Here is a 26,735-nt window from a genome sequence, read left to right as displayed (position 1 = left end):
AATCCTAAACCGTTACAATAGAACATAGACGTCTTATTGCAGCATGACATGGTGTCATGCTACGGCAAGGCGCCTTTAGGAATTCATGAAAAATATTAGAAACTTCTCCATTATTGCCCATATTGACCATGGAAAATCGACCTTAGCGGATCGCATTATTCAACTCTGTGGTGGCCTTTCAGATCGTGAAATGGAAGCGCAAGTCCTTGATTCTATGGACATTGAGAAAGAAAGAGGCATCACCATCAAAGCCCAAACGGCAGCTTTGAGCTATCCAGCTCGAGATGGACAGGTATATAACCTCAACCTGATTGATACCCCTGGACACGTTGACTTCTCTTATGAGGTCAGCAGGTCACTATCTGCTTGTGAAGGAGCTTTGCTCGTCGTGGATGCCTCTCAAGGGGTTGAGGCACAAACTGTAGCCAATTGTTACACGGCCATTGAGCTTGGAGTTGAGGTTGTCCCGGTACTGAATAAAATTGACCTACCTTCTGCTGATCCTGATAAGGCCAAGCAAGAGATTGAAGATATTATTGGTATAGATGCTACTGATGCTGTTACGTGCTCTGCTAAGACTGGTTTAGGTGTGCAAGACGTCATTGAACGTTTGATTGCCAGTGTTCCGCCACCGGAAGGGGATCCTACTGCACCATTACAAGCCTTGTTAGTTGATTCTTGGTTTGATAATTACGTGGGTGTAGTGATGTTAGTTCGCATCAAAAATGGCACCCTCAAACCTAAAGATCGTATTTTATTAATGGCCAATGGTTCGACCCATTTAGTCGATCATGTGGGTGTTTTTACCCCTAAATCGATTGATCGAACAGAATTAACTGCAGGGCAGGTAGGATTCATTATTGCTGGTATTAAAGAGTTAAAGGCTGCCAAAGTAGGGGATACGATTACGCATGCCCCAGGTCAACAAGGTAAAACTCCGGCCTCAGTTCCACTGCCAGGATTCAAAGAAGTCAAGCCACAGGTCTTTGCAGGTTTATATCCTGTGGAAGCCAATCAATATGAAGCCTTGAGAGAGTCTTTAGAAAAGCTCAAGCTCAATGATGCATCTTTGATGTATGAGCCAGAAGTATCACAGGCATTGGGTTTTGGGTTTCGTTGCGGGTTTTTAGGTTTGTTGCATATGGAAATTGTGCAAGAGCGCTTAGAGCGTGAGTTCGATATGGATTTGATTACGACAGCACCGACCGTTGTGTATGAAGTAGAGCTTTCTGACCGCTCCCGCGTTGTGGTGGATAACCCATCTAAAATGCCTGAACCTAGCAAAATAGATACTATTTTTGAGCCCATAGTTACAGTTAATTTGTATATGCCTCAAGAGTATGTTGGTGCGGTGATCACACTGTGTACCGGTAAGCGGGGTATTCAGACTAACATGCAATATTTAGGCCGACAAGTGCAGTTGACATACGAACTTCCAATGGCAGAAATCGTGATGGATTTCTTTGATCGTTTGAAGTCCATCTCGAGAGGTTACGCCTCGATGGATTATGAGTTTAAGGAAAATCGTCCCTCGGATGTCGTCAAAGTTGATATATTAATTAACGGAGATAAGGTGGATGCTTTATCCGTGATTGTGCACCGTACGAATAGTCAATATCGAGGACGTGAAGTTGTGGCGAAAATGCGCGAGATCATTCCACGTCAAATGTTTGATGTAGCGATCCAAGCGACTATTGGCAGCAATATTATTGCCCGTGAAAACGTCAAGGCATTACGTAAAAATGTTTTAGCTAAATGTTATGGTGGCGATATTTCACGTAAGCGTAAATTATTAGAAAAACAAAAAGCAGGAAAGAAGAGAATGAAGCAGGTAGGTAATGTCGAGATTCCTCAAGAAGCTTTTTTAGCAATATTACAGGTGGAGGATAAATGAGTTACTGGGCAATCATTGGACAGCAATTTGCAAAGATATTATTAGGTCTTTTTATTGTTTGCGGTATTTTTTGGGCATTAGATAAGCTGTTCTTTGCTAAACAACGTCAGGCTGCTGGAATTGATAAAAAGCCGATTTGGTTAGAATTTACTGCTGACTTATTTCCCATCATTGCGTTTATTTTTATATTACGTTCTTTTTTCTTTGAGCCATTTAAGATTCCTTCTGGCTCCATGATTCCGACCCTGCAAATTGGGGACTTCATTCTTGTCAATAAGTTTACCTACGGTGTTCGCTTTCCTGTTTGGAACAAAAAAATCATGGAAGTAGGCTCTCCCGCAAGAGGTGATGTAGTGGTCTTTCGTTACCCTGTAGATGAAACTGTAGATTACATCAAACGCGTGGTGGGTGTTCCAGGGGACGTGGTGGAATATAAAAATAAACACTTAACCGTCAATGGTAAGCCTTTTACTTACGAAAATATTATGTTTATTCCTCAAGTTGGTTATGACGAGCGAAGTGACTTCATTAAGAATATGACACCGCAAAATTTACGCCCAATCCATTTGCAAGAATCATTTGCGAATGAGCTGGGTGGGGGAAGTCACATGATTGAAAATGATCCGCAGCGTCCGAGTGGTTTTCCAAGCAATTTTGTTCCAGACCATGTTTTTCCGAATATGAATAACTGTCAATATAGTTTTGAGGGCTTTGTTTGTAAAGTTCCACCAGGAAATTATTTCATGATGGGTGATAACCGTGACAACAGTTTAGATTCAAGATATTGGGGATTTGTTCCTGAGGCGAATTTAGTTGGTAAGGCAGTTTTTATTTGGATGAACTTCAGTGATTTAAAGCGGATTGGGACCTTTCATTAAATGAATTCTCGGATCACCATTGACACTAAACTTCTGCAGGAGCGCCTGGGCTATCAGTTCCAGAAAAATGATTTATTAATGCAGGCGTTAACGCATCGCAGTCATGGTAAAAAAAATAATGAACGACTGGAGTTTTTAGGTGATTCTGTTCTGAACTGTATTGTTGCTGAAATTTTATTTGAAAAATTTACTGCGCTTGATGAAGGAGATTTATCACGTGTAAGAGCTAATTTAGTCAAGCAACAAGCCCTTTACGAAATCGCGCAAAGTTTATCTCTATCTGATTATTTGCGACTGGGAGAAGGTGAGTTAAAAAGTGGTGGTTTTAAACGGCCTTCGATTTTGGCAGACACTTTAGAGGCAATTATTGCGGCTATTTTTATTGAAGCTGGATTTGATAAAGTCCGAGAAGTATTGCGACGCTTGTATGCACAAATTTTAGAAAATGTTGATCCAAAAACATTAGGCAAAGATGATAAGACCTTGTTGCAAGAGTATTTACAAGGCCATCAATTACCACTCCCCGTGTATCAAGTGACTGCGACAACTGGAGTTGCCCATAATCAACAATTTGAAGTTGAGTGTTTAGTGGAGAGTTTAAATATTCAGGTATCTGGCGCTGGGGCGAGCCGCAGAGCTGCAGAACAGTCAGCAGCTAAATTGGCTTTAATTGCTGCACAAAAAGCCTTGCCACAAACTGGGCAAGCCGCCAAAAAACAATCATCACGGAAGAAAAAAAGCATCTTAGATCCAAGCTCAGGTGATGAGCAGTTAAACTTAACCTTGCGAGCATAGAGATGACCTTTCGTTGCGGATCCATTGCATTAGTTGGACGACCTAACGTCGGTAAATCCACCTTACTCAACGCCCTAGTCGGGCAAAAAATTAGTATTACTTCACGCAAGGCCCAAACCACACGTCATCGCATTGCTGGAATCAACACTACGCCTACTGCACAATTTATTTTTTTAGATACGCCAGGATTTCAGACGCATTTTGTTAGCACCTTAAATAAATCATTGAACCGAACCGTTACCAATACATTAGGTGATGTGGATGTGATCTGTTTTGTCATTGAAGCTGGAAATTTTTCCAAAGATGATGAACAGGTACTCGAGATGTTAAAAGGGGAAGTGCCAGTTATTTTGGTGGTCAATAAATTAGATGTGTTCGCTAGTCACTCAGCCACGCCATCCGATCGAGATTATTACCTTCTTGAGTTCATGAAGGACATGGCCGCCAAGTTTGAGTTTGCCGAGATCATACCGATGACAGCCAAGCACCCCAATGATGTTGCAAGGCTGATGGATACACTGGAAGGATATTTACCCGAACGTGAAGCCATTTATGATCCAGATACCCTGACCGATCGTAGCGAAAGGTTTTTAGCCGCAGAGATTTTGAGAGAAAAAGTATTTCGTCACACCGGCGCAGAATTACCCTATGCGAGTTCAGTCGTTATTGATCAATTTCAGATGGATGGAACCATGCGTCGCATTGCTGCCACGATCTTAGTCGATCGGGACAGCCATAAACCGATGGTGATTGGCGAAAAAGGTGAGCGTTTAAAACGGATCTCAACTGAGGCACGAGTGGACATGGAAAAACTGTTTGACGGTAAAGTGTTTTTAGAAACTTGGGTCAAAGTAAAGCGTGGCTGGGCAGACGATCGAGCTGCACTGCGAGAACAAGGCTTAGAGTAGTTTATGAGGGTTTTAAACGAGCCTGCCTTTGTATTGCATTCGATTCCGTACAAAGAAACTAGCCTTATTTTAGATGTGTTTACCCGCGATTATGGGCGTGTTGCTTTAATTGCTAAGGGGGCTAAACGTCCCCATTCTAGTTTACGTCCTGTGTTGCAACAGTTTCAGCCACTACAAGTACACTGGACAGGTAAAAACGAACTAAAAACATTAACGAAATCGGAATGGATGGGTGGAGTAGTCCCCTTAGTGGGTGATGCCTTGTTATGTGGTTTTTACATGAATGAACTGATTGTTAAATTTTTAGCGCGTGAAGATGCTCATGAGAATTTGTATGATCAGTACCATGCCACGATTGCAAAATTATCCGAGGCTACTGGATCCTATGAAAAAATCCTACGACCTTTTGAAATCTTCCTATTGCAAGAAACGGGATTTTGTGGACCACTCGATTATTGCCAAGACACAGGGGATGTATTAGACCCAGAGATACATTATGTGTATCAACCAGAGCGGGGTTTGCGACCATCGACTGGACTTGAGCCGGGACATTGGCCAGTGTTACAAGGAAAGCATTTATTACAGCTTGCACAAGCACATTTTGAAGATCAAGAGACGATTTCTTTAAGTAAAGCACTCATGCGATTTTTGTTAAGCTTACACTTACAAGATCAGGTTCTGACAACACGTCAAATACTCATTGACTTAAAAAAGCTATGACATCCAACATCATTGAACTCGGTATCAATATTGATCACGTTGCTACATTGCGCAATGCAAGGGGAACAGCGTATCCTGATCCGATTCGAGCGGCGATCGAAGCAGAAGCAGCTGGTGCAGACTTAATTACCTTACATTTACGTGAAGATCGACGCCATATTAAAGACGAAGATTTATTTCGGCTAAGACCCTTGATTCAGACGCGGATGAACTTAGAGTGTGCCATTACCAGTGAGATGATTGATATTGCTTGTCAAGTCAAGCCTCATGATGTTTGTTTGGTTCCAGAAAAACGTCAAGAAGTGACCACCGAGGGTGGGTTGGATGTACTTGGGCAACTTAAAACTGTTGAAGCTGCTGTCAAGCAGCTCCAAAAGAGTGGGATTCGGGTGTCATTATTCATTGATCCTGATGCACAAGTATTAGAAGCAGTAAAGAGCATTGGTGTTGGTGTGGTGGAATTGCATACCGGTCGTTATGCTGATGCAGGCCCTGAGCAAGGGGACATGGAGTTAGACAGAATTGTGCGGGCAGCGTATTACGGACATGAATTAGGTCTCAGAGTGAATGCCGGCCATGGCTTAAACGAAGCGAATGTGATTCCCATTGCAAAGATACAAACGCTTGCTGAGCTCAATATTGGCCATGCGATCGTGGCGCAGGCCATCTTTAAAGGTTGGAAGACTGCCATTGCTGATATGAAATCCTTAATGCTGACAGCCCGCTCACAGGAGTCAACATGGTCGTAGGCATAGGCAATGATTTGTTGCACATTGAGCGGATGGTCAAGACCTATGAGCGAACCGGCGGTCGGATAGCTCAGCGCATATTAGGTCCACAAGAATATCAAGTATTTTTAGCTAGAAAAGAACGTAATCTCAAGCGTGGAATGGCTTATTTATGCACGCGATTTGCAGCGAAGGAAGCATTTTCTAAAGGGATTGGGTTAGGGATGCGTTACCCGATGACATGGCAATCGGTGCAAACGCTCAATGATGCCACTGGTAAGCCTTACTTAACCTATAGTGGAGCTTTAGAGACTTTCATGCAAGAACGCCAGTGGTCAGCCCTTGTTACGATCACTGATGAAGTAGAGATGGTCAGTGCAGTGGTAATTGTGACAAAAAGTGAATAAAAATTCATAGTAAATCATGTGTTGCTTGATAGTATGTTGTGAATTTGAACGAAGATAAACAGAAAAATATCGATATGAAAAAGAAAAATTACTCACCAGGGCCTGTGGTTTTAGATGTTGAAGGTTTGGTTCTCAATGAACAAGACAAAGCCAGAATCCTTCACCCATTGACTGGCGGTGTCATTTTATTTGCGCGTAATTTTGCATCTAGAGCACAGTTAACAGAACTGACTAAATCAATCAAAGCGATTCGAGAAGATGTGCTTATTGCAATTGACCATGAAGGTGGTCGAGTACAGCGTTGTAAAACAGATGGCTTTACCCATTTACCCGCCATGCAGCGATTAGGTTATTTATGGAGTGGGAAACAGTTGCCAAAAGGCTTGCACACACCAGCAGAAACCGCTCTTTTAGCCATGAAAGCAGCCACGGCAGTAGGTTATATACTCGCTTCAGAATTACTCGCTTGTGGCGTTGATTTTAGTTTTACACCCGTTTTAGATTTAGGCTATGGCAATAGTGAAGTGATTGGTGATCGAGCGTTTCATGTTGAGCCGAGTATCGTTTCGATTTTGGCGAGAAGTTTAAATCATGGGTTGCTGATTGCTGGCATGAAAAACTGTGGAAAACATTTTCCAGGACATGGCTTTGCAGAAGCCGACTCACATGTAGATATTCCGGTAGATAATCGTTCTTTAGAAACCATTCTCAAAAACGATGCAAGGCCTTATTTAGATTTGGGGATTACCCTAGATGCTGTCATGCCTGCCCATGTGATTTATCCCCGCGTAGACGAGTTACCTGCTGGTTTTTCTAAGAAGTGGTTACAAGATATTTTGCGACGCCAAATGGAGTTTACCGGTGTTATTTTCAGTGATGATCTTTCCATGAAAGGTGCATCTGTCATGGGGAATGTCGTGCAAGGAGCCCAGTCGGCACTTGAAGCTGGTTGTGATGCCGTCTTGATTTGCAATCGTCCAGAGCTAGCTGATCAATTACTTGCGCATTTGCAGATCAATGAAAAATTATTTGCGATGTCCAAGAAGCGTTTAATTCGACTATTTCCGTCCAACCCAGGACATACCTGGAAAACACTGCAACTTGAGATTCAGTATTCCGAAGCGAAGATGTTGCTCCAGAGTTACGGCTTAATTGCGGTTTAAAAAAAGGAGCCTAGGCTCCTTTTGAATGACATTTATCAAGAACTTGAATTAATTGGCACGACTGCGATATTCGCCAGTACGTGTATCAATTTCAATCAAGTCATCAGTTCCGCAAAACAGAGGTACTTGTAATTCATAACCAGTTTCAATTTTTGCCATCTTCATGACTTTACCTGAAGAAGTATCGCCTTTGACTGCAGGCTCTGTATAAATGATTTTACGAACAATCATGGTTGGTAAATCGACAGAAAGAGCTTTACCTTCATAAAATACGACTTCTACAGTCATACCATCTTGCAGATAGTTCAAAGCATCACCCATGTTTTCAGCTTCAACTTCATATTGGTTATATTCAGTATCCATGAAGACATACATCGGGTCAGCAAAATAAGAATAGGTACATTCTTTCTTTTCGAGGATGACGATATCAAATTTATCGTCAGCCTTATAGATGCCTTCGTTTGGTGCTTCGGTCATCAAATTTTTAAATTTCATTTTAACAACGGCAGAGTTACGGCCTGAGCGGTTATATTCAGTACGTTGAACTACCATTGGTTCGTTGTTAATCATGACAACGTTTCCTACACGAACATCTTGAGCGATTTTCATCGTCTATTTCCTTTGAATATCAAACCTAGTATTTTAACCCTGTTTTAACAAAAGTCCGAAAGAAATCTCCTTCCTTCAGGTGGGGGATGAATTTCGTAAAGCTTATATATCTATTGCTTCAACGGTAAAGTACTGTTAAAATATACAGTATGGCATCCATCAAAACAATCCGAGTTCGCATCAAAGATAAGCACGCAAAAGTACTGCGTCTGCTGGCGAACGAGGTGAATTTTGTTTGGAATTACTGCAACGAATTATCATTAAAGCATACCCAAAGAACAGGCAAACTTATGTCTGGTTATGACTTGCAAAAATACACTGCTGGGGCTGGTAAAGAAGGATTGAATCTCAACTCTGCAAGTGTACAAATGGTTTGTCATGAATTTGCAACTAGACGTAAGCAGTTCAAGAAACTCAAACTACGCTGGAGAAAATCGAAAGGTTCACATCGCTCACTTGGTTGGATACCATTTCGCAGTGATTGCATTTCCTACAAAGGTGGACAATTACGATTTTCTGGATTCAAGTTCAATGTTTGGGATAGTTATGGTTTGGCAGACTACGAGCTTAGTTCTGGCTCATTTTCAGACGACTCGCGTGGTCGTTGGTATTTCAACGCTACGGTGAAAGTCGAAACAAAATCAAATACAGCAACAAAATCAGTCGGTATCGACCTTGGGCTCAAAGAGTGTGCTGTTACGAGCGATAACCAACGCTTAGTTGGCAGAGAATATCGTAAGCTGGAACAACGATTAGGTATTGCGCAACGAGCCAATAAGAAATTAGAAGTAAAAAACATTCATGCGAAGATTAAAAATCGACGTAAAGATGCGATGCACAAGTTTTCAACCATGCTCACACAAGAATATGGTGTGATCTTTGTTGGAAAGGTCAGTAGCAAGGGTCTCATTCAAACCAAGATGGCTAAATCTACGTTAGACGCTGGATGGTCATCACTCAAAACGATGTTGGAATACAAAAGCGCATACGCTGGCGTGGTATTTGAGGAAGTGAATGAAGCTTATACAACCCAGACTTGTTCGTGTTGCAAAAGTATCAACAGCAACAGTCCGAAAGGTAGAGCAGGTTTGCGAATAAGAGAGTGGGCATGTTCAGATTGTGGTTCGGTCAATGACCGCGACCTCAATGCGGCCAGAAATATTCTCGCGCTCGGACATGAGCGTCTAGCAGTAGGAATCCCCGTCCTTTAGGGCGGGGAGGATGTCAATTTCTCTTGAATGAAGTCTCTTAAACGGATGGCTAAATCACCATGAATTTGGGATTTTATTAATTCTTGACGCCACATCATGGCATGTTGCGACATGGCATGAAGAGAGGGCCACCAATGAGAAAATTCTTGCCAATGCATGGCTTCAAGAACAGCCCGTTGTGCATTTGGGGTGGCATCTTTCAGGTAAACCTCTAAAAATGCGTCTAATTTTTTTAGATGTGCATCAATATCTTGAGGGTAAATATCCCAAATAAAAGGTTTACCGGCAAATTGAGCCCGAACAAAAGAGTCTTCGCCACGGACCAAATTCAGATCACAGTGATGCAAAAGCCAGTCAAAATCATCTTGCGGGATAAATGGCATGGCAATGCACTGTAAATGATTGCGTGTTACGGGGTTGGTTAGAGGCCAACCTAACCATTGTTCAGCAGTTTGGATGGCGGGTTCATCGCAAAACAAAAGATCTAGTGGTAAGTGACTGGCATGTAATTGATCAAGTAAACGCAATAACTTATCGCCCCCATAAGTAAATACACAGACCCTTTTTGCCTCTGAAGAAGGCCTTAGTTGGCGCCAAACTTGCTCAAGAGATCTTGGAACATATTCTTGATGATCTTCAATTGCAGGCAGTTTGCCTTGTAACAGACCACCAGAACTTGAAGTAAAACCCGGATAATAAAAATATCTCAGCCAATCATCGGTATGACTTGGAGGGGATGGAAGACCATGTGCTTCAATCGTCCAGGACTCCGCGCTTAGATATTCCACATTGATGATCAGTGGGGTATGGATGTTTTTTAATTGAGTTAGATATTCCGTAGGGAGTTCACAAGAAAACGTTTCGATCACGACATCGGGAAATATTTCCGCACTTAGTGATTGATTAGCCGATTCCCACGGTAGAATCTCCACCCCATGAGTAATTAATTCACGAAGGACCTCTTCGCCAGCTAATTTTTTGATTAATTCCGGCTGGTCGCAAAAGAGTCGCAGGGAATCTTTATCAGAAGACGTAAAATGATCATCAGAAGTATAGTGAGTTAACGCCAGACGCCTTACCAAACGAAGACATACACCAGCATCACCCAAATGATCAACAACATGACAGAAAATATCAAAGCGCATGACTCAAAATACCTTTGAAATATTACAGGAAAAAGTCAAGGAACTGACCGAGCTTCCTGGAGTATATCGATTTTTTGATCAGCAAAAAAATATCCTTTATGTAGGTAAAGCCAAAAATCTCAAAAAACGCGTTTCAAGCTATTTTCAGAGAACGCAATTATCACCGCGGATTGAGCGTATGGTGAGCAAAATTGAAGATTTTGAGACCACGATTACCCGCACGGAGACAGAAGCTTTAATTTTAGAGAACAACTTAATTAAAGCATTAGCACCCCCATTCAATATTTTGTTCCGGGATGATAAGTCGTATCCGTATCTCATGATCACAGGACATGCATTTCCAAGAATTACCTCTTACCGGGGGAAAACAGACAAAAAGAACACCTACTTTGGACCATTTCCGAACACGTGGGCAGTGCGTAATAGCGTGCAAATTTTGCAAAAAGTATTTTTATTAAGAACCTGTGAAGACACTGTTTTTAAAAATCGTAGTAGACCCTGTTTATTGCATCAAATTCATCGCTGTAGTGCACCCTGTGTTGGTTTAATTCCGATATCAGAGTATGCTCAAGACGTTGCAAAAGCAGTATCCTTTTTAGAAGGTAATCACTCTAGTGTGATGCAAGATCTTGAAATACAAATGTTGGCACATAGTGAGGCTTTGGAGTTTGAGCAAGCAGCCACAGTGCGGGACCGCATTGCAGATTTATCAAATGTTTTACAACAACAATCGATGGATGTAGCAGCTGATGGTCAAACGAATATTGACATCTTAGCCGTTGTCGAAAAGATGGGACAAGTGTGCGTTAATTTGGCGATGGTACGAGGCGGACGACATTTGGGTGATCATGCCTATTTTCCCAGTGTCGTGAGGGTGCAAGGTGATATGCAATCTGAATTAAAAGATTACCTCATCTCCTTTATGGCGCAGCGCTATTTAGATGAAGCAGCACTTGAAGTAGAGGGCGCAATCAAAATGTTGCCCAGCAGTTATGTGATGAATATTGAGCTTGGAGAAGAGGGCGATTTACTGCAAGAATCCATGTCTTTACGCCTCAAAAGAAAAGTACATTTCATCACCCAACCCCAAGAGCAGAGAAGGCATTGGCTCAAATTAGCACAAGACAATGCAGAGTTATCATTACTTAAGCGGATCAATGAAAATAGTGGACAACACCGACGAACCCGTGAATTGATAGAAACATTACAACTAGAAATCGAAGATACAGAGCAACTCCGTATCGAATGTTTTGATATCAGTCACACATCCGGTGAGGCCACGCAAGCATCCTGTGTCGTTTATCAAAATCACGCTATGCAAAATAAAGAGTACCGGCGATTTAATATTGAAGGGATCACTCCAGGCGATGATTATGCAGCGATGAAACAAGTATTGGGAAGGCGGTATGCAGCCTTTCAAGAATTGCCCCCAGAAAAAGTGCCTCATATCATCTTAGTAGATGGCGGAAAAGGTCAGGTTGAAGTTGCCAGGCAAGTGCTCACCGAGTTAGGGATTGATATTCGCCTCATTGTTGGCGTTGCCAAAGGAGAAGGGCGTAAGGTTGGTTTAGAGACATTGATCTTTGCAGATGACAGACAGCCTTTGGGATTAGGTGTCGAGAATGCCTCTTTAATGTTAATTGCGCAAATCCGTGATGAAGCACATCGCTTCGCGATCACTGGGATGCGTGCCAAACGTCAAAAAACCCGTAATGTATCCCGCCTAGAAGAAATCGAAGGAATAGGTGCCAAGCGTCGACAGAAGTTATTGGCTCGCTTCGGAGGAATTAAAGGAGTAGCTGGAGCAACGATTGAAGAGCTCTCACAAGTTGAGGGTATTTCGACCAGCTTAGCCCAGCAAATCTATAAACAATTACACTAATGGTATTCTTTCGTATTATTCAAACAACATAATTTGCATGCCATTTAACTTTCCTATATTTCTCACTTGGTTACGCATTGCAGTCATACCCCTTTTAGTGTGGATGTATTACATACCAGACTCTGTCATTAGCTTAGCTGACAAGAACTTATTGGCAACGATTCTTTTTGTTGCGGCAGCTGCAACGGATTGGTTAGATGGTTACCTTGCTAGAAAGTGGGGGCAATCCTCTAATTTTGGCGCTTTTTTAGATCCTGTTGCTGATAAATTAATCGTTGCAGCGGCATTACTCGTTTTGCTCAACTTTGATCGTGTGCAGATTTGGGTAGCGATTATTATTATTGGTCGTGAGATTACAATTTCAGCACTGCGCGAGTGGATGGCCTTAATGGGGGCTTCAGCCAGTGTTGCCGTGCATTTTTTAGGCAAAATCAAAACAACGATGCAGCTGATTGCAATTAGTTTTTTACTCTATGATGGGCCGTTATTTGGGATCAATTGTGGTCAAGTAGGTAAGTGGTTGATTATGATTGCTGCTTTACTTACCTTATGGTCGATGTTCTATTATTTGCAAAAAGCCAAACAAGTGATTATTGAAAAAGGATAACACTAGATATTTAAATTAAAGTTTGGTAGAATATAAGACTTATTTGATTTCTGAATAAAATTAGAGATTAAATAAATATGCGGGAGTAGCTCAGTTGGTAGAGCGCAACCTTGCCAAGGTTGAGGTCGCGAGTTCGAGCCTCGTCTCCCGCTCCAGAATATGTGGGGAAGCCAAAAGCTTCCCTTTTTATTCCGCACAAATGGCGCGATGGCCGAGTGGTTAGGCAGAAGCCTGCAAAGCTTTGAACGGGGGTTCGATTCCCTCTCGCGCCTCCAAAAAGCCTTAATAACCACATAAAATCCCTGTAAAAAACTGATTTCTTTTCAGATGACGATAAATGCCATTATTGGGGTAAAGAATTTCGAATTTTGTTCGTATTAATCCTATAGTCCTTTTTTGAATGTTTGAATATGATCTCTTGCTTTAAGTACCTTTTTAATACATTCATCCGCATAAATTTACACATCAGATTTAGATCGTTTTTTCGTTTATTGGTTACTTACAATACAAGTATGAATTGCCTTCTATTGACGGTAATTCTTCTTTTATCCTCACCAAACTTTGTGTGGGCATCTTGTGCAACTCCAAGTTCTTATTTTGGAGTCCTTAGTTCAGAATGTACTTGGACTAATTCAATCCCACAAACTAGTGTAACTTTTAATTTAGATACCTTTACCCCTACTAACTTATTTTCAAGTGCAACGATTGTCAATAATTCTTCAATAACGAATGGTTCAGCTATTACAACGATCGATTATGGAGGTTTTTTAACGCTGAATAATTACGGTTCAATTACAGGACCCGCAAAAGTGATGATTAATGTTTGGGGTGGGTTAAATCTCTTTAATGATACTTTAGGTGAAATAAAGATCACTTCTCCTGATTCTGGCAACAAATTTGGAATTGTCTCTAATTCTCCATTTTATGGATATTCCCAGAGCAATTATTTGCCATCCACAACCCTTTTAAATAATGGATCAATAACCACGGACATTGTTGGTACAGTTACCCCAAACTATCCATCACTTTTATTCAGAAATCTTGCTGGCGGCATTTTAGATATAACTAATAATGGCACGATTTCAGCATTGGGTAACACTACCCCAACAGACAATACTGTCTTAATTGAAAATTCCAATAGTAGTGCAGGTTCAAAGATCGTAAACACAGGTACGATGTTAGTTGATGGACAAAATAGTGCCATTTTAAAGAATAGTTCTCCAGATATTATTGACGGTCTTCAAACACAGACTATTCTTTCGAGTGTTACTAATATTGGTACGATGTCGAGTGTTGGAGGATCAGTTAGTGCTCCGTCTGTTGGTATTCTTAATAACGGTACGATTCAGGCCTTAAACAATTTACAAGGCGTTGGTAATACTGCTGGTGCTTTAACCTATGCGGGTATCTTGCCAGTTAATTACAATGTCATTATTCGTTCACCAACGAGCTATGGTCAACTATCTGTCCTTGCACTTCCTAGTGGTGCAATGGCCTTTGGTATTTACGGTAGTGCAACCGGATTTTCACCGATTACCTACACCAATAGTTCAGGTTCAACATCAAGTATTGCGGCTTCTTCAATTGCCACTGGTACTTATAACAATGTCTTACAGGGCTTAACTGGTGTTTTATCCCAGGGAGTCATTACAGGTACAGGCTTTACGATTACCGGAACTTCTGGAGTCTATGGTGCATTCAGTTATAGCTTATATGCAGATAATTCTTGTACAGGTTGTTGGAGTATGAAAGTAGATCCATATATCAGTAACCCAGTTGTTTCAAATACGACAACGAATCTCAACGACCTCGTCAATGCGTCCTCCATTAGCCTTAACTCTGGAACACTTTTAGCAACAAATTCTGTTGCAATCACTGCCCCCATTTCTTTATCAGGAAGTAGTGTGACACTAAACTCCAATGGTTATAAGGCTACTTACAATGGAGCGATTACTTCAACTGATAATACAAAATTAGTTATTTCTGATCCAACCAAAACCGGTACAACCACCCTCAATGCCTCAAACAACATTATTAGTGGTGGAGTAGCTGTAACAGGAGGCACATTAGCTATTGGGGATGCCAATAATCCAAATGCCTCATTAGTAGCGAATGTCGTCGTCAACAATCAGGCAACTTTGATCGGTCATGGAACTATTGCCGGTGCAATATTTATTGATGGTGTTGTTAGGCCAGGGGGATCGATTGGTACATTGTCCCTCAGTGGCGCATACACACAATCGTCGAATGGCAAACTCTCAATTGAGGTTAATCCTACCCAAAATAGTCAGTTAGCTATATCCGGTAGTCCTGGAACAGCGAATGTAGCTGGGTCACTTGAGCTAATCGCAACAACAGGTACATACACACCCAAAAAATATACGATTCTTACAACAACAGGTGGCTTATCAGGAAAGTTTGATACCGTCTCAACTAATTTAAGTGGTTATAGTAATTTAGCTTCAGCGGTTAATTACGATAGCAATAATGTGTATTACACAATTTATCCCTTTACCTTGAGTAATGTTCAAGACTCCATAGCGGCAACAGCGAATGCACTTCAGAGCGTTTATGCGATTCAAAGTTCGGCATTAAATGCTGGACTTAACTACGATTGCAATATTTCAAATTCAAATCAAATGTGTGTATCTACCGGGGGTAGATACACAGTAGTGAACACCTCAGAAAATTCCACAAATGCTCTATTAATTGGGTCTTACCGTTTAAGCCCCAACTTTCGAGTTGGCGGATTTCTGGATCAAAATCTTTCTGCAAATCAATTTAGTTCGGGAATTAGTTATGGTAATAATAGACCAATGATTGGTTTGTTTGGCGTATGGAGTCCAGAAAAAGATAGAGTGATTTCAGTACGAGTGGCCGTTGAGTATGGTGATAAAGATATCAGTATTACGCGTCCTGTCATCAATGGCACAGAGCCAGGTACAGGCACTACACGCCTCAACAGCCAAGGGGCATCGATTACCTCTGAGTATCAAATACCAGTGATAAGAAATTTGAGCTTTAGTCCATACATAGGTTTACGATATACCAAGGTGGCAGGAAGTTCTTACACTGAGCAATCTAGTTCAAAAGTAACTGCGCCACTAACCGTAGATGCGTTAACACAAGAGACAAGCTCTGCTTTGTTAGGCCTGAAGTCTAATGCTCTTATTGGACAATATACCCATGTATATGGAAGTTTAGGTATCGAGCAGGACATCAATCAACATGGTGGAAATTATTCTGCATCTGGGATCATCGGTCTATCAGACATCAATCTCAGTAACTCTAAAAAAACACGACCAACAGCTAATCTAGGCCTAGCATATGATTTAGGTAAAAATCAGCGAGTTAACTTAAGCTATTTATATATGCAGGCACCATTTAGCAATATCGGAAGCTCATCTATCTTATTGATGTATCAAATGGGACTGTAGAACAACTCGATAAATCAGTTTTGAAGTGCTAAGCGAATTGATTTTTTAGTCATTTCTACAAAAGAGTCCACGGAGCCAGATCCAGTTCTGAATGATTCACCTTTAATCGTGATTAATCCTTCACTCAAAATATCTCTGCTTTGACTATCAAGTACCTTGCTTTCTAAGATCATGGCGGGAATCTTTGAGTTTAAGTCTGTGGCTCGACCAGCGACATTGCTCACAAGTCCAACAGGAGTAAAGTCGCGGGGTCTCAGACTACCATTATTCGCATAATCAGCACCGGTAATACCTACAGTAAGTCTAGCGACACCAGGGCCAGGTTCATTCACAACCTTAAAGCCGCGATTGCGAAGAGAATCCAAAATATCTTTTTGCAACTCAGCTTTGATTGAAGCCAAAACCTCAGGAGTTAATTTCTGATTCGGTTCATGATTAATCATGATGGGATCAACGATCACGGCTTGATAGGAGTTCGAAGTCATTCCACTTTTTCTATAACGCCATAAATGAACATCAGGATCCTTAATGGCTACAGGTGTCAAAATTTCATAGTTAGGCAAAAAACCTGAATTAGGGGCGGCTAATTGAGTTTTTTGTGGACCTGAGCTGCAACCTGCGAATAGATCAATGAGAAGAAAAGCTGTCAAAGAATAAATCATTTTGAAAGATTTGGAAGTGTTCATGAATGACCTATTCTTAGTTTAAATAATATGTTGTAAGTCTCTCATGGTAATTCATTAAAGTAACTCAATGAATACTTATTGCGATATATTTGAAAATTGATAAGAGAATGAGTGTTTTTATCAGATCAATATGTAGGGTTAATTGGAATCATTGAGATGTCTTATCCATTTTGCATAATATGATGGACAAATTTAAAAAGTTTATTTAGGAGTAAGTTCATGAAAGAACACTTAAAACTAAGACCGCTTGAACGTGAAGACCTACGTTTTGTTCATGAATTGGATAATAACGAAACCGTTATGCATTATTGGTTTGAAGAGCCCTATGAAGCATTTGAGGAGTTATCTGACCTCTATCAAAAACACATTCATGATCAAAGTGAGCGTCGCTTTGTAGTGGAGTTAGAAAAAAAATCAGTTGGATTGGTTGAGTTGGTTGAGATTAATCACATTCACCGACGTGCGGAGTTTCAGATCATCATTAGTCCTAATTACCAAGGTAAGGGCTTTGCTACCATTGCCTCACAAATGGCGATGGATTATGCGTTTCGAACACTTAATTTAAACAAGCTATATTTAGTCGTTGATTCTGAAAATGAGCGTGCGATTAATGTCTACGCAAAACTCGGCTTCAAAAAAGAGGGTGTTTTATTAAAAGAATTCTTTGTTGATGGAAACTATCGGGATGCTTTTCGGATGGCGATTTTTCAGAATGAATATTTAGAAATTAAAAATTATTCTTAAAGATGTCTTTGACTATTATTTTGATTGCGATTGATCGGGACTTAATTGAAGTTGATAGGACTTAAAGTCTTTAGGATCGATCATCAGAGGTAGATAATTTCCTTTGCTCCATGTGTTGGAATACTCCTTATAGCGAGGGCTTTGGACCCAGCCTGATTGACCGCCAAAACCGATAAAAGTTGATTGATTTAAATTCGATAAATCATAAACAGCGCGCATCCCTGCCGCAACACCAGAGCTGTAGGGCTCTTTTAGATTTTTATAGCTCATCGCGCCAACATTGATGGTGTGCCCATCACCGACTGATGGGATACTGATGTTAAAAAAATGACTCAAAACAGAAATTTGACCCAATGGTTTATGAGCCCCCACTGCAGGATGAGCCTCTCCCCATTGCCATTTTTTAGGATCTTTACCATAGCGTTGATTTAAGTAGTTAAGCGCACGATCCATTGCGAGGTTACTGAGTTCGGCACAGTTTTTAATATCTGGGAGATTACGAGGACGACACCACACCTCCGGATGATTTTTTATTACATTGAGTAGACCATCACGCAGACCTTTATTTGGGTATAAGCGATCAAACGCATCACCTAATTGGTCACTAAAAACAGCTCTCGTCAATTGATCCACCCAGGCATTAAAAATGAGAGCCCCTGAGCTATTCATGCTCATATCACCTTGAAAGTTTTGTATCTCCTGTCGAACTGGATCTGTTAAATCATTTGAGGTAGAACTTTCATGAAACAGTTTGAGAAGAGGTTGCGCGGCGAGCGAGACCGTGTCATTTTGAATTGTCTGCATCCCACTCAGATCATGAACTTTATTTTTTTCTAGTAATTCAACAATCCGATTGGCGCGGTAAGGCATGGTCCAATCTGCCGTTAAAGTAAATGGAGTCGCGGCATCTTCTACCTTTTGATTAGCGGTCACAACCCATGGTTTGTCTGGGGCGTAGTTGTGGGGCAGTTCTTGAGTCTTGAGATATTCTTTCCAGTCGTTGCTTGGATCCCAACCGAAAACGGGAGCAACACCCACCATCCCTTGTTCCTTCATGCGCTTGGGAGCAACACCAGCAGCTACAAAAGCAATTTTTCCATCGGTATCCGCCATCACCACATTTTGCATCGGGGCATAATAATTTTCTAGACTGCCTCTTAACTCCTCTAAGGAAGTAGCTTTATTGATATCGATTAAAGCGCGAATGGATTGATTTTGTGGATCTAGAGCTGTCCAGCGTAATGCTAAAACAAAACGATTCGTATCTATTACTTTCGCTACTTGGGGGTATGCATCAGAAATCACCGGACCATGACGTGTTTCACGAACTACAAAATTAATTGGTTCTTTATCTTTGACAAGAATACTTTCTCGTCTAACTTTAAAGGACTCAAATCCTGTAGGAGTTTTATATTGAACCGTATTGTTGGGATTAATTGCTTCGATATAAAGATCCTGAACATCGGGAGCCGTATTAGTAAAGCCCCACGCGATATTAGGTGTATATCCAAGAACAACACCAGGAAGACCAGGAATCGTGCCGCCGATGACATTGAGATCTTTCGCTTGAAGATGAGCAAAATACCACGTAGAAGGGCTTGACAGCCCAAGGTGAGGGTCATTCGCTAAGAGGGGTTTTTTACTTTCAGTACGCGAACCCTGGATGACCCAATTATTTGAGCCCTTACCTTCAGAGCCTTGAGGTAACCAAGCCTGTAACTGATCATTAGAGGAACGCTGCTGTGCTTGACCAGTCTCAGACTGAGTAAAGATATTCGCATCTTGATACATCTTGGCAAAGTCTAATTTAGTAGTAGCAGACTCATCAACATAGGGGGGTATGATCTCCCAGATTTGAGCAGTTGTCATATTTTTAGCCAGTTGAAGCCTGGAAAATTCACGTCCCCAGTTATCACCTAAATCCAAAGCCATCATGAGCGACCAGCTGACACTATCAATCGGCGTCCAAAGAGCAGGTTTTGATCCAGTGAGAAAGAATTCCACAGGTAAAGCCCAACCAAGATCTGCAAATCCAGCATTAATGCCGTTGCAATAGGCCTCTAGCGCTAATTTTGTAGCGCTCGGTAAGTTTTCATATTGAGTTCTTGCGGCGCGCCTAATACCAATGGTTTTCATGAAACGATCGATACCAACTGTTTTTCCCCCGAGAATTTCGGAGAGGGTTCCTGAAGCTAAACGACGGTTAAATTCCATTTGCCAAGTACGCTCGCGGGCATGTAAGTAGCCAAGAGCAAAATAGGCGTCATTTGGATATTTCGCTTGAATATGAGCCACGTCACTTTGGTCAAACACCACACTCGTTTTATCTCGCAAATAGACACTTTTAAATGAACCATTGGGAAGGCTTTTGACATCAAAAGAATAGAACGCAATCAACGAGCCGATCAGCAATCCAATGGAAAGGACTAGCCAAAAGAAATATTTACTCAGACGAATGAAGAAGTAGATAGGTGACGAAAAATTCATAGTGATTGCTTAGATGATGGATTGATTGTAGCCTTTTTGAACATATTTTGAATGACCAATACATGATCCAAGCCGACAGAAATAGGTTGCAAAACTCTAATCATTCTTATTGAAATGACTCTAAATCCGACTCGCAGAGTGATCGCCACCCGAGATAGTGAATTTTTTCTTTCATACAATCTCCTTGGCCCCCATAAATAATGAGTGGGGGTATTGTATTATTCGTATGTTTTTGCCATAACGAAATTGTCTTTGGCCAATCGCTAGTGATAGTGGCGCCTGATTTAACTTCAATCGCTTGAAGGCCATTTTCTCTTTCAATGAGCAAATCAATTTCTTGCCCACTTTGATCACGCCAAAAAAATAGAGGCGCTTGAGAGCCTTGGTTATAAATATCCTTTAAAAATTCTGTGACAACCCATGTTTCAAATAAATGGCTTCGCTGTGGATGTAGCTCGAGTTGAGAGCTGTGTTTAATGCCAAGCAACCAAGCCATTAAGCCAACGTCAAGAAAAAATAACTTAGGTGTTTTTACAAGCCGTTTGCCAAAATTTTGATAATAGGGATGAATGATTTTTACTAAATAACAGGCTTCAAGAACACTCAACCACTCTTTAGCTGTTACAGAAGTAATGCCACAATCGTTTGCAAGGGAGCTTAAGTTGAGAAGTTGTGCAGATCGAGCGGCACATAATCGAATAAATCTTTGGAAGCGGTTGAGGTCTTGAATCGCTAAAATTTGACGCACATCTCTTTCAACATAAGTTGCAACGTAGTTGGAGAACCAATCTTCTAAGCTAACATCACGATCAAAAATAGCCGGAAAGCCACCCTGCAGAAGTAGGGTATTTAAATCGTTGGATAAACCATATCCCACCAACTCCTTGCCTGAAAACGGTAAAAGTTCCACACGACCCACGCGTCCTGCAAGAGTTTGACTAATCCCTGACATTAAATCGAGTTGTGCGGAGCCTGTGAGGATAAAATCCCCCATTCGCTGACGCTCGTCCACAAAACCTTGAAGCCATGAAAGTATGCTGGGACAGCGTTGTACCTCATCTAAGATTGCACCGTCTGGAAAACGTGCTAAAAATCGCTTAGGGTCCTGATTTGCAAAGGATCGTTCATCTAAATTTTCAAGACTGATATAAGGTTTATTGTTAAACACTGATTTGGCAAGCGTTGTCTTTCCGGACTGTCGTGGTCCGGTAATAGCGATAATAGGAAAACCTTTAGCTAGACGAAGTAAGGTTTCTGCGGCATTTCGTGGAATCATGACTTATTATATGTAAAATTTAAGTTTGAAACTTAAATTTTACATATGGCTCAATAACCCTTATAAAATCAATAACTTATCTATAGGAAGAAAATCTAAATTTGCCCCTCAAATAACAAAAAAGGGGGCCAAAGCCCCCTTAGACTGATTCGTATTACCTTTAGTGACTACCACCTAAGTAAGCGGCAATCACTGCAGGATCATTCTTGAGTTTATCTGCTGGACCATGAACTTTGATATGACCATTCTCCATCACATAGCCATAATCAGCAACGTTTAACGCGGCAGCTGCGAACTGTTCAACCAGTAACATCGTGACACCTTCGGATTTGAGACGTTGGATAATCTTAAATACTTCATCCACCAAAATTGGAGCCAGCCCCATAGAAGGCTCATCAAGCAAAAACACATCGGGGTTTAGCATCACCGCACGAGCCATTGCAAGCATCTGCTGTTCACCACCAGATAATGTTCCCGCCAATTGCGTCCGTCTTTCTTTTAAACGCGGAAAAAGTTCCATCGCTTTTTCGAGGTCATGTTTGACATCACCCTTTGGACGACTGCCAGTCAAGCGCGGAAATGCCCCAAGAAGCAGATTATCGGTCACCGACATCGTTGAGAACACACGACGTCCCTCAGGGGAGTGAGCCAAGCCAAGGCGCGCCACCCGGTGAGATTCAACACCAGTGATATTTTCATTGCCAAGCGTGATTTCACCAGCAGTGGGTTTAATCATGCCCGTAATCGCCCGCATCGTCGTGGTTTTACCAGCGCCATTCGAACCGATTAAAGTAATAATTTGGCTTTTAGGAACTTCAATACTGATACCATGAAGCACTTCAACTTTACCGTAGCCAGCTTTTAGATTTTTAATGGATAACATAGTCTTCCTTTATTCTCAGGCTGTAGTTGACTGACCACCTAAATAGGCCTCAATCACTTTTTCATTCGTTTGGATTTCTTGAGCAACACCCTCAGCAATTTTCTGACCAAAGTCCAGAACAGAGATCTTGTCGCACACGCTCATGACCACGTCCATATGATGCTCAATCAAAATAATCGTAATACTATGATCACGAATCTTACGAATCACCGCTAAAAGCTCTTTAATGTCAGGAGCAGTTAAACCTGCTGCAGGCTCATCTAATAAAAGCAGGTTAGGATCAAGTGCAAGAGCACGAGCGATTTCTAGCATCCGCTGTTTACCATAAGGTAAATTACGAGCTTCCTCATTCGCGAGCTTATCCAGACCAACAAAGTGTAATAAGCCTAATGCACGATCACGAGCTGAGCTTTCCTCATTCGTAAAGCGAGGTAAGTGTAGAGCAACATCTAAGAGATTCGAGTTAAAGCTGTGATGCAGACCCACGAGAATATTTTCAAGGGCCGTCATTTCACCGAACAGTTGCACGTTTTGGAAAGTTCTAGCGATACCGGAAAGGGCGATTTCAGAAGAAGTCTTCCCTACAACCGTTTCATTTTCAAACTTCACATCACCAGCCGTTGGAATATAAATACCGGTTAAAACGTTCATCATCGTGCTCTTACCAGAGCCGTTCGGGCCAATTAAGCCATGAATCGTGCCACGTTTGATCGTGATATCGACATTATTCAGGGCTTTTAGACCACCGAATTGCATCAAGATCGATTCAATGGTGAGGATTGGTGCGGATGTATCTTTGACAGCAGCTTGATGAATCACATTGGCATCAGCTTCACCAGCACTTGCTGAAAGATCTTGCGCCTGAACAACTTTCGCTCTGAGAGCACTTGTAAAGTTCCTAAAGAACCCGACAATACCCTCTTGGAGATAGTAGACCACCAATAAAATCATGGCACCAAAAATACTCAAACGCCAATCTGTAATGTTTTCGAGCCAGAGAGAGAAGATAGCCAGTGCGATTGTCCCAATGACAGGAGCTAAGACTTTTTTACGCGTGGTAATACCTTTTGATAGGGCAACGGCGGAGCCTAGGGCAACCAAGACCGCAAGGGCAATCGAAACCATTCTGAAAAGATTAATATCATCTAAGAGTTTCGGTAACAGAACAATGACGACCGCCCCTAAAATCGCACCCAGGCGTGATTTACGACCGCCCATGATAATACCGAGAAGGAATAGAACGGTAAGTTCATTGTTATAGGTGTTTGGGGAAATATATTTTTCTGAGTAAGCGTACATCGCACCAGCAAAACCAGCAAAGCCAGCACTGATGACGAAGGCATAGACCTTATAGCGGTAGACAGAAACACCCATACAGTCACAGGCAACAGGACTATCACGCAGTGCTTCAAAGGCACGACCCAGTTGGGACTTTAAGATTCTGTGAACCACCACTAAAGAGACCAGCATAGCAACAGCACTTAACCAGTAGAACTCGCGTTCACCCATTTCAGGGCCAAATAAAGAAGGCTTTAACAGTTTGATCCCCATTGGACCTTCCGTTAAAAAGCTCATCTCATTAATCAAAATTTGCAAAATAGTCCCGAACGCGAGGGTTACCATCGCAAGATATGGACCAATCACCTTGAGTGCGGGTAGAGCTAACAAACCACCAAAAATTGCAGTGACAACAATACTCGCAGGAACCGTGACATAGAACGGCATACCCAAATGGAAGAAGAGTACGCCCGTTGTGTAGGCACCAACACCGAACAAGCCAGCATGACCTAAAGATACTTGCCCGGTATAACCAACCACGATATCAAGACCAAACAACAAAATGATGTAGATCAGGATTGTCGTACCTAAATGAATGTAGTAATCATTATTTAAGAAGATCGGAAACGCAAAAAGCGCAACGATAGCTAAAGCGATTGCAATAATTTTTGATGAATTCATAAACTTAAACTTTCTTGATCGCAGTTTTACCGAACAGGCCCGATGGCTTTAATGCCAAAACAAGCAGAAGGAGTAAAAGGCCAGGAACATCTTTATAGCCAGTCGAGATATAAAAACCAGTAGTGGTTTCAGCAATTCCTAAAATGAGACCACCGATAATAATTCCGAAGCCACTAGAAAGACCACCAATAATGGCTACCGCAAACGCTTTAAGACCCAGCGATGCACCCATCGTGGCACCGGTCAAGGTTAAAGGAGAGATTAAAACACCAGCAAACGCTGCTGTTATGGATGACAGCGCGTAGGAGAACATAATCACTACGCCCGTATTAATACCCATGAGGCTAGCAGCATCCCGGTCGTTAGAAGTCGCAACAACTGCTTTACCGTAAATAGTTTTACGGTTAAACCATTCAACCAATAACATCATCAGTAAAGCCCCTACTACCACAAGAACTTCCATTGGGAGGATATTCGCACCTAAAAACTGAAAGGGCTCCTCAGGAAGCGGGGAAGGGAAGCGTAAATCATCACGACCCCAGACGTTTTCTGCCACGTTTTTGAAAATGATACCGAGGGCAATCGTGGACATAATCCAACCGAATTCGGATTTAATCTTGATGGCAGGACGAACACCAACCACTTCAACCAAACTACCTTGAAGCGCGCCAAAGATACATACCAGTGGAATCATGAGCCAGTAGTTGATGCCTAAGGTATCCACGCAGGTCAGACCAACTAGGGCGCCGAGCATCAACGCTTCACCTTGACCAAAGTTTAAAGTGCCAGAAGTAGCAAAGGTCAGTTGATAGCCAAAAGCAACTACCGCATAAATCATGCCGAGTGCTATTCCGCTAAAGATTAATTGAATCAGAATTTCCATGGATTTTTCCGAGAATTTAAGATACTAAAAGAGTGACAAAAAAATTAATAACGTGCAATTATAATAAAAAAAGTAGCAAAAAAACAAAAAGCGCTACAAAAAGTAGCGCTTTTTTGAAGAGTTAAAGATTACTTCTTCTTTTTCAAACGAATATCTGAACCCTTATCCGCATCTTCTTGATAAGCATAGACCACCTTACCGTTTTTGACTTCACCCATGACTGGGATATTGTCGGTAATCGCTTCGTGGTCAGTTTTGCTAAATGGCTTGTCGTAGACAGTAACGATACCAGCTACTTTTTCATTCAGGTTTTCTAAAGCTTCACGAATCTTTTCACCATCCGTTGAACCAGCTTGCTTAATAGCTGAGGCTAATAAGTAGACAGAGTCGTAACCTTGAGCGGCGGATACTGGAGAATCGATACGATTATTCTTTGGCTTGAACTCTTTGAGGTAAGCTTCAATGAAAGCCTTACGCTTTTGCGTATTCGCTTCTTGAATAAAGGTTTGTGGCATACGAGCGCCTTCACCATTTTTACCGGCAGTATCAATAAAGTTAGCCATCGATAAAGTCCATGAACCAATTAATGGTTTTTTCCAACCGAGTTTTGCCATACCGTTAGCGATTTGAGCAAGTTCAGGTCCGATTGCGTAAGTCAAGATGACTTCAGCGCCAGCTTCTTTGGCTTTGAGAAGCTGAGAAGTCATGTCGGTATCTTTAATATTGAACTTTTCAATTGCAACAGGAGTAATCCCTTTTGCAGTTAAAGCCTTCATTAAGTCAGTTTTGCCGAGTTCGCCGTAGTTTGTTGAATCATGCAAAATCGCCACTTTTTTGAAGCCACGCTTATCAATTGCTTCTTGCACAATCATTGGCGCTTGGATTTCATCACGGGCTGCGTTACGGAAAACATAGTTCGCTGGCTCTTTGTCGAATTGACGTGTCACAACAGTACCAGTAGCCACGTTATTAAAGACAGGGATCTTCGCTTCTTGATAAATACGCTGAGCAGCTAAAGCAACACCTGTATTAATAAAGCCAACGTCAGCAACAATTTTCTCTTTGTTTACGAGTTCTTGAGCAATCGTAATACCGCGGGCGTTATCAGCTTGGTCATCACGCTCAATCAGTTCAATTTGACGGCCAAGAACACCACCAGTTGAGTTAATTTCTTTGGCAGCAAGACGTACGCCATCACGCATACTCACACCCATGGAGGAAGAACCTCCAGTAAATGGTCCGGTAACACCGATTTTGATTGTTTGGGCAAATGCTGGAGCGCTCAATAAAGAGGCAGCTACCGCGATTGCTGATAATTGGATTTTAAATTTCATATTTTCTCCACAATATTGATAAAACGTAATACAAGTAGAAAAACAACTTGATTACAAGATAATTACAAAATTACTGAATATTGATTGTAACCATAAGAA

22 protein-coding genes and 2 tRNA genes are annotated in these 26,735 nt (G+C 41.6%); 15 read left to right on the top strand and 9 right to left on the bottom strand.

Features of this window, described 5'->3' with window-relative positions; translation table 11 throughout:
* The first annotated feature begins 85 nt into the window (after window positions 1-85).
* The 8 genes from lepA to nagZ all read left to right on the top strand — a co-directional run bounded on the left by lepA (window position 86) and on the right by nagZ (window position 7,493).
* On the top strand, window positions 86-1,894 hold the full coding sequence (gene lepA / locus QMN06_RS07360; protein WP_281969486.1) for a translation elongation factor 4: 1,809 nt from the start codon (window positions 86-88) through the stop codon (window positions 1,892-1,894).
* Window positions 1,891-2,772, top strand: coding sequence for a signal peptidase I (gene lepB, locus QMN06_RS07355; RefSeq protein WP_281969485.1), 882 nt, complete (start codon window positions 1,891-1,893; stop codon window positions 2,770-2,772). Before lepA ends, lepB begins: the two co-directional genes overlap by 4 nt.
* A gap of 18 nt (window positions 2,773-2,790) precedes the next feature.
* The gene (gene rnc, locus QMN06_RS07350) at window positions 2,791-3,567 is read left to right on the top strand and encodes a ribonuclease III (protein ID WP_281971743.1); all 777 of its coding nucleotides are present in this window, start codon (window positions 2,791-2,793) and stop codon (window positions 3,565-3,567) included.
* 2 nt (window positions 3,568-3,569) lie between these two features.
* A complete protein-coding gene (gene era, locus QMN06_RS07345) occupies window positions 3,570-4,475 on the top strand; it encodes a GTPase Era (protein ID WP_281969484.1) in 906 nt (301 codons plus the stop codon).
* 3 nt (window positions 4,476-4,478) lie between these two features.
* On the top strand, window positions 4,479-5,195 hold the full coding sequence (recO, locus tag QMN06_RS07340; RefSeq protein WP_281969483.1) for a DNA repair protein RecO: 717 nt from the start codon (window positions 4,479-4,481) through the stop codon (window positions 5,193-5,195).
* Entirely contained in the window at window positions 5,192-5,944 is a 753-nt protein-coding gene (gene pdxJ, locus QMN06_RS07335) for a pyridoxine 5'-phosphate synthase (RefSeq protein ID WP_281969482.1), read from the top strand. The genes recO and pdxJ overlap by 4 nt, the downstream gene beginning before the upstream one ends.
* Window positions 5,935-6,330, top strand: a complete 396-nt coding sequence (gene acpS / locus QMN06_RS07330) for a holo-ACP synthase (RefSeq protein WP_281969481.1) — start codon at window positions 5,935-5,937, stop codon at window positions 6,328-6,330. The genes pdxJ and acpS overlap by 10 nt, the downstream gene beginning before the upstream one ends.
* Before the next feature lie 74 nt (window positions 6,331-6,404).
* A complete protein-coding gene (nagZ, locus tag QMN06_RS07325; RefSeq protein ID WP_281969480.1) occupies window positions 6,405-7,493 on the top strand; it encodes a beta-N-acetylhexosaminidase in 1,089 nt (362 codons plus the stop codon).
* Between the two features lie 48 nt (window positions 7,494-7,541).
* On the opposite strand, the gene efp is transcribed toward nagZ, so the two are convergent.
* Window positions 7,542-8,102: an elongation factor P gene (efp, locus tag QMN06_RS07320; RefSeq protein WP_281969479.1), complete on the bottom strand. Its 561-nt coding sequence runs from the start codon at window positions 8,100-8,102 to the stop codon at window positions 7,542-7,544.
* Window positions 8,103-8,251: 149 nt separating this feature from the next.
* On the opposite strand from efp, the gene QMN06_RS07315 reads away from it, so the two are divergent.
* Window positions 8,252-9,313 carry a transposase gene (locus QMN06_RS07315; protein ID WP_281969478.1) on the top strand — a complete coding sequence of 354 codons (1,062 nt, stop codon included), beginning with the start codon at window positions 8,252-8,254 and terminating at the stop codon, window positions 9,311-9,313.
* Here the strand turns inward: QMN06_RS07315 and earP are convergent.
* Window positions 9,310-10,458, bottom strand: a complete 1,149-nt coding sequence (gene earP / locus QMN06_RS07310) for an elongation factor P maturation arginine rhamnosyltransferase EarP (protein WP_281969477.1) — start codon at window positions 10,456-10,458, stop codon at window positions 9,310-9,312. The two genes, QMN06_RS07315 and earP, sit on opposite strands and share 4 nt — an antisense overlap.
* Here earP and uvrC point away from each other — a divergent pair.
* From uvrC to QMN06_RS07285, 5 genes are all read left to right on the top strand, one after another.
* Complete coding sequence (uvrC, locus tag QMN06_RS07305; protein ID WP_281969476.1) at window positions 10,457-12,340, top strand: excinuclease ABC subunit UvrC; 1,884 nt, start codon at window positions 10,457-10,459, stop codon at window positions 12,338-12,340. The two genes, earP and uvrC, sit on opposite strands and share 2 nt — an antisense overlap.
* Window positions 12,341-12,377: 37 nt before the next feature.
* On the top strand, window positions 12,378-12,947 hold the full coding sequence (gene pgsA, locus QMN06_RS07300) for a CDP-diacylglycerol--glycerol-3-phosphate 3-phosphatidyltransferase (RefSeq protein WP_281969475.1): 570 nt from the start codon (window positions 12,378-12,380) through the stop codon (window positions 12,945-12,947).
* A 79-nt stretch (window positions 12,948-13,026) separates the two neighbouring features.
* Window positions 13,027-13,102: transfer RNA gene (locus QMN06_RS07295), tRNA-Gly, on the top strand.
* Between the two features lie 46 nt (window positions 13,103-13,148).
* A tRNA-Cys gene (locus QMN06_RS07290) sits at window positions 13,149-13,222 on the top strand.
* A gap of 237 nt (window positions 13,223-13,459) precedes the next feature.
* Complete coding sequence (locus tag QMN06_RS07285; RefSeq protein ID WP_281969474.1) at window positions 13,460-16,384, top strand: autotransporter outer membrane beta-barrel domain-containing protein; 2,925 nt, start codon at window positions 13,460-13,462, stop codon at window positions 16,382-16,384.
* A 14-nt stretch (window positions 16,385-16,398) separates the two neighbouring features.
* Here the strand turns inward: QMN06_RS07285 and QMN06_RS07280 are convergent, their stop codons facing one another.
* Entirely contained in the window at window positions 16,399-17,070 is a 672-nt protein-coding gene (locus tag QMN06_RS07280; protein WP_281969473.1) for a DUF3313 family protein, read from the bottom strand.
* Between the two features lie 219 nt (window positions 17,071-17,289).
* Here QMN06_RS07280 and speG point away from each other — a divergent pair, with 219 nt between their 5' ends.
* Entirely contained in the window at window positions 17,290-17,814 is a 525-nt protein-coding gene (gene speG / locus QMN06_RS07275; protein WP_281969472.1) for a spermidine N1-acetyltransferase, read from the top strand.
* 15 nt (window positions 17,815-17,829) lie between these two features.
* Here speG and QMN06_RS07270 read toward each other — a convergent pair whose 3' ends face one another.
* The 6 genes from QMN06_RS07270 to QMN06_RS07245 all read right to left on the bottom strand — a co-directional run bounded on the left by QMN06_RS07270 (window position 17,830) and on the right by QMN06_RS07245 (window position 26,636).
* Complete coding sequence (locus tag QMN06_RS07270) at window positions 17,830-20,301, bottom strand: penicillin acylase family protein (RefSeq protein ID WP_281969471.1); 2,472 nt, start codon at window positions 20,299-20,301, stop codon at window positions 17,830-17,832.
* A gap of 106 nt (window positions 20,302-20,407) precedes the next feature.
* Window positions 20,408-21,577 (bottom strand): ATP-binding protein, encoded by a 1,170-nt coding sequence (locus QMN06_RS07265; RefSeq protein WP_281969470.1) that lies wholly within the window; start codon window positions 21,575-21,577, stop codon window positions 20,408-20,410.
* 160 nt (window positions 21,578-21,737) lie between these two features.
* Window positions 21,738-22,460 (bottom strand): ABC transporter ATP-binding protein, encoded by a 723-nt coding sequence (locus tag QMN06_RS07260; RefSeq protein WP_281969469.1) that lies wholly within the window; start codon window positions 22,458-22,460, stop codon window positions 21,738-21,740.
* A gap of 15 nt (window positions 22,461-22,475) precedes the next feature.
* Window positions 22,476-24,419 carry a branched-chain amino acid ABC transporter ATP-binding protein/permease gene (locus QMN06_RS07255; protein ID WP_281969468.1) on the bottom strand — a complete coding sequence of 648 codons (1,944 nt, stop codon included), beginning with the start codon at window positions 24,417-24,419 and terminating at the stop codon, window positions 22,476-22,478.
* Window positions 24,420-24,423: 4 nt separating this feature from the next.
* Window positions 24,424-25,302, bottom strand: coding sequence for a branched-chain amino acid ABC transporter permease (locus tag QMN06_RS07250; RefSeq protein ID WP_281969467.1), 879 nt, complete (start codon window positions 25,300-25,302; stop codon window positions 24,424-24,426).
* Between the two features lie 128 nt (window positions 25,303-25,430).
* Entirely contained in the window at window positions 25,431-26,636 is a 1,206-nt protein-coding gene (locus QMN06_RS07245; RefSeq protein WP_281969466.1) for an ABC transporter substrate-binding protein, read from the bottom strand.
* Window positions 26,637-26,735 lie beyond the last annotated feature (99 nt).

Source organism: Polynucleobacter sp. SHI8 (genome assembly GCF_027944005.1).
Lineage (GTDB): Bacteria > Pseudomonadota > Gammaproteobacteria > Burkholderiales > Burkholderiaceae > Polynucleobacter.
The sequence above is the reverse complement of the archived record's forward strand: the minus strand, read 5'-3'. Positions and strand labels throughout refer to the sequence as shown.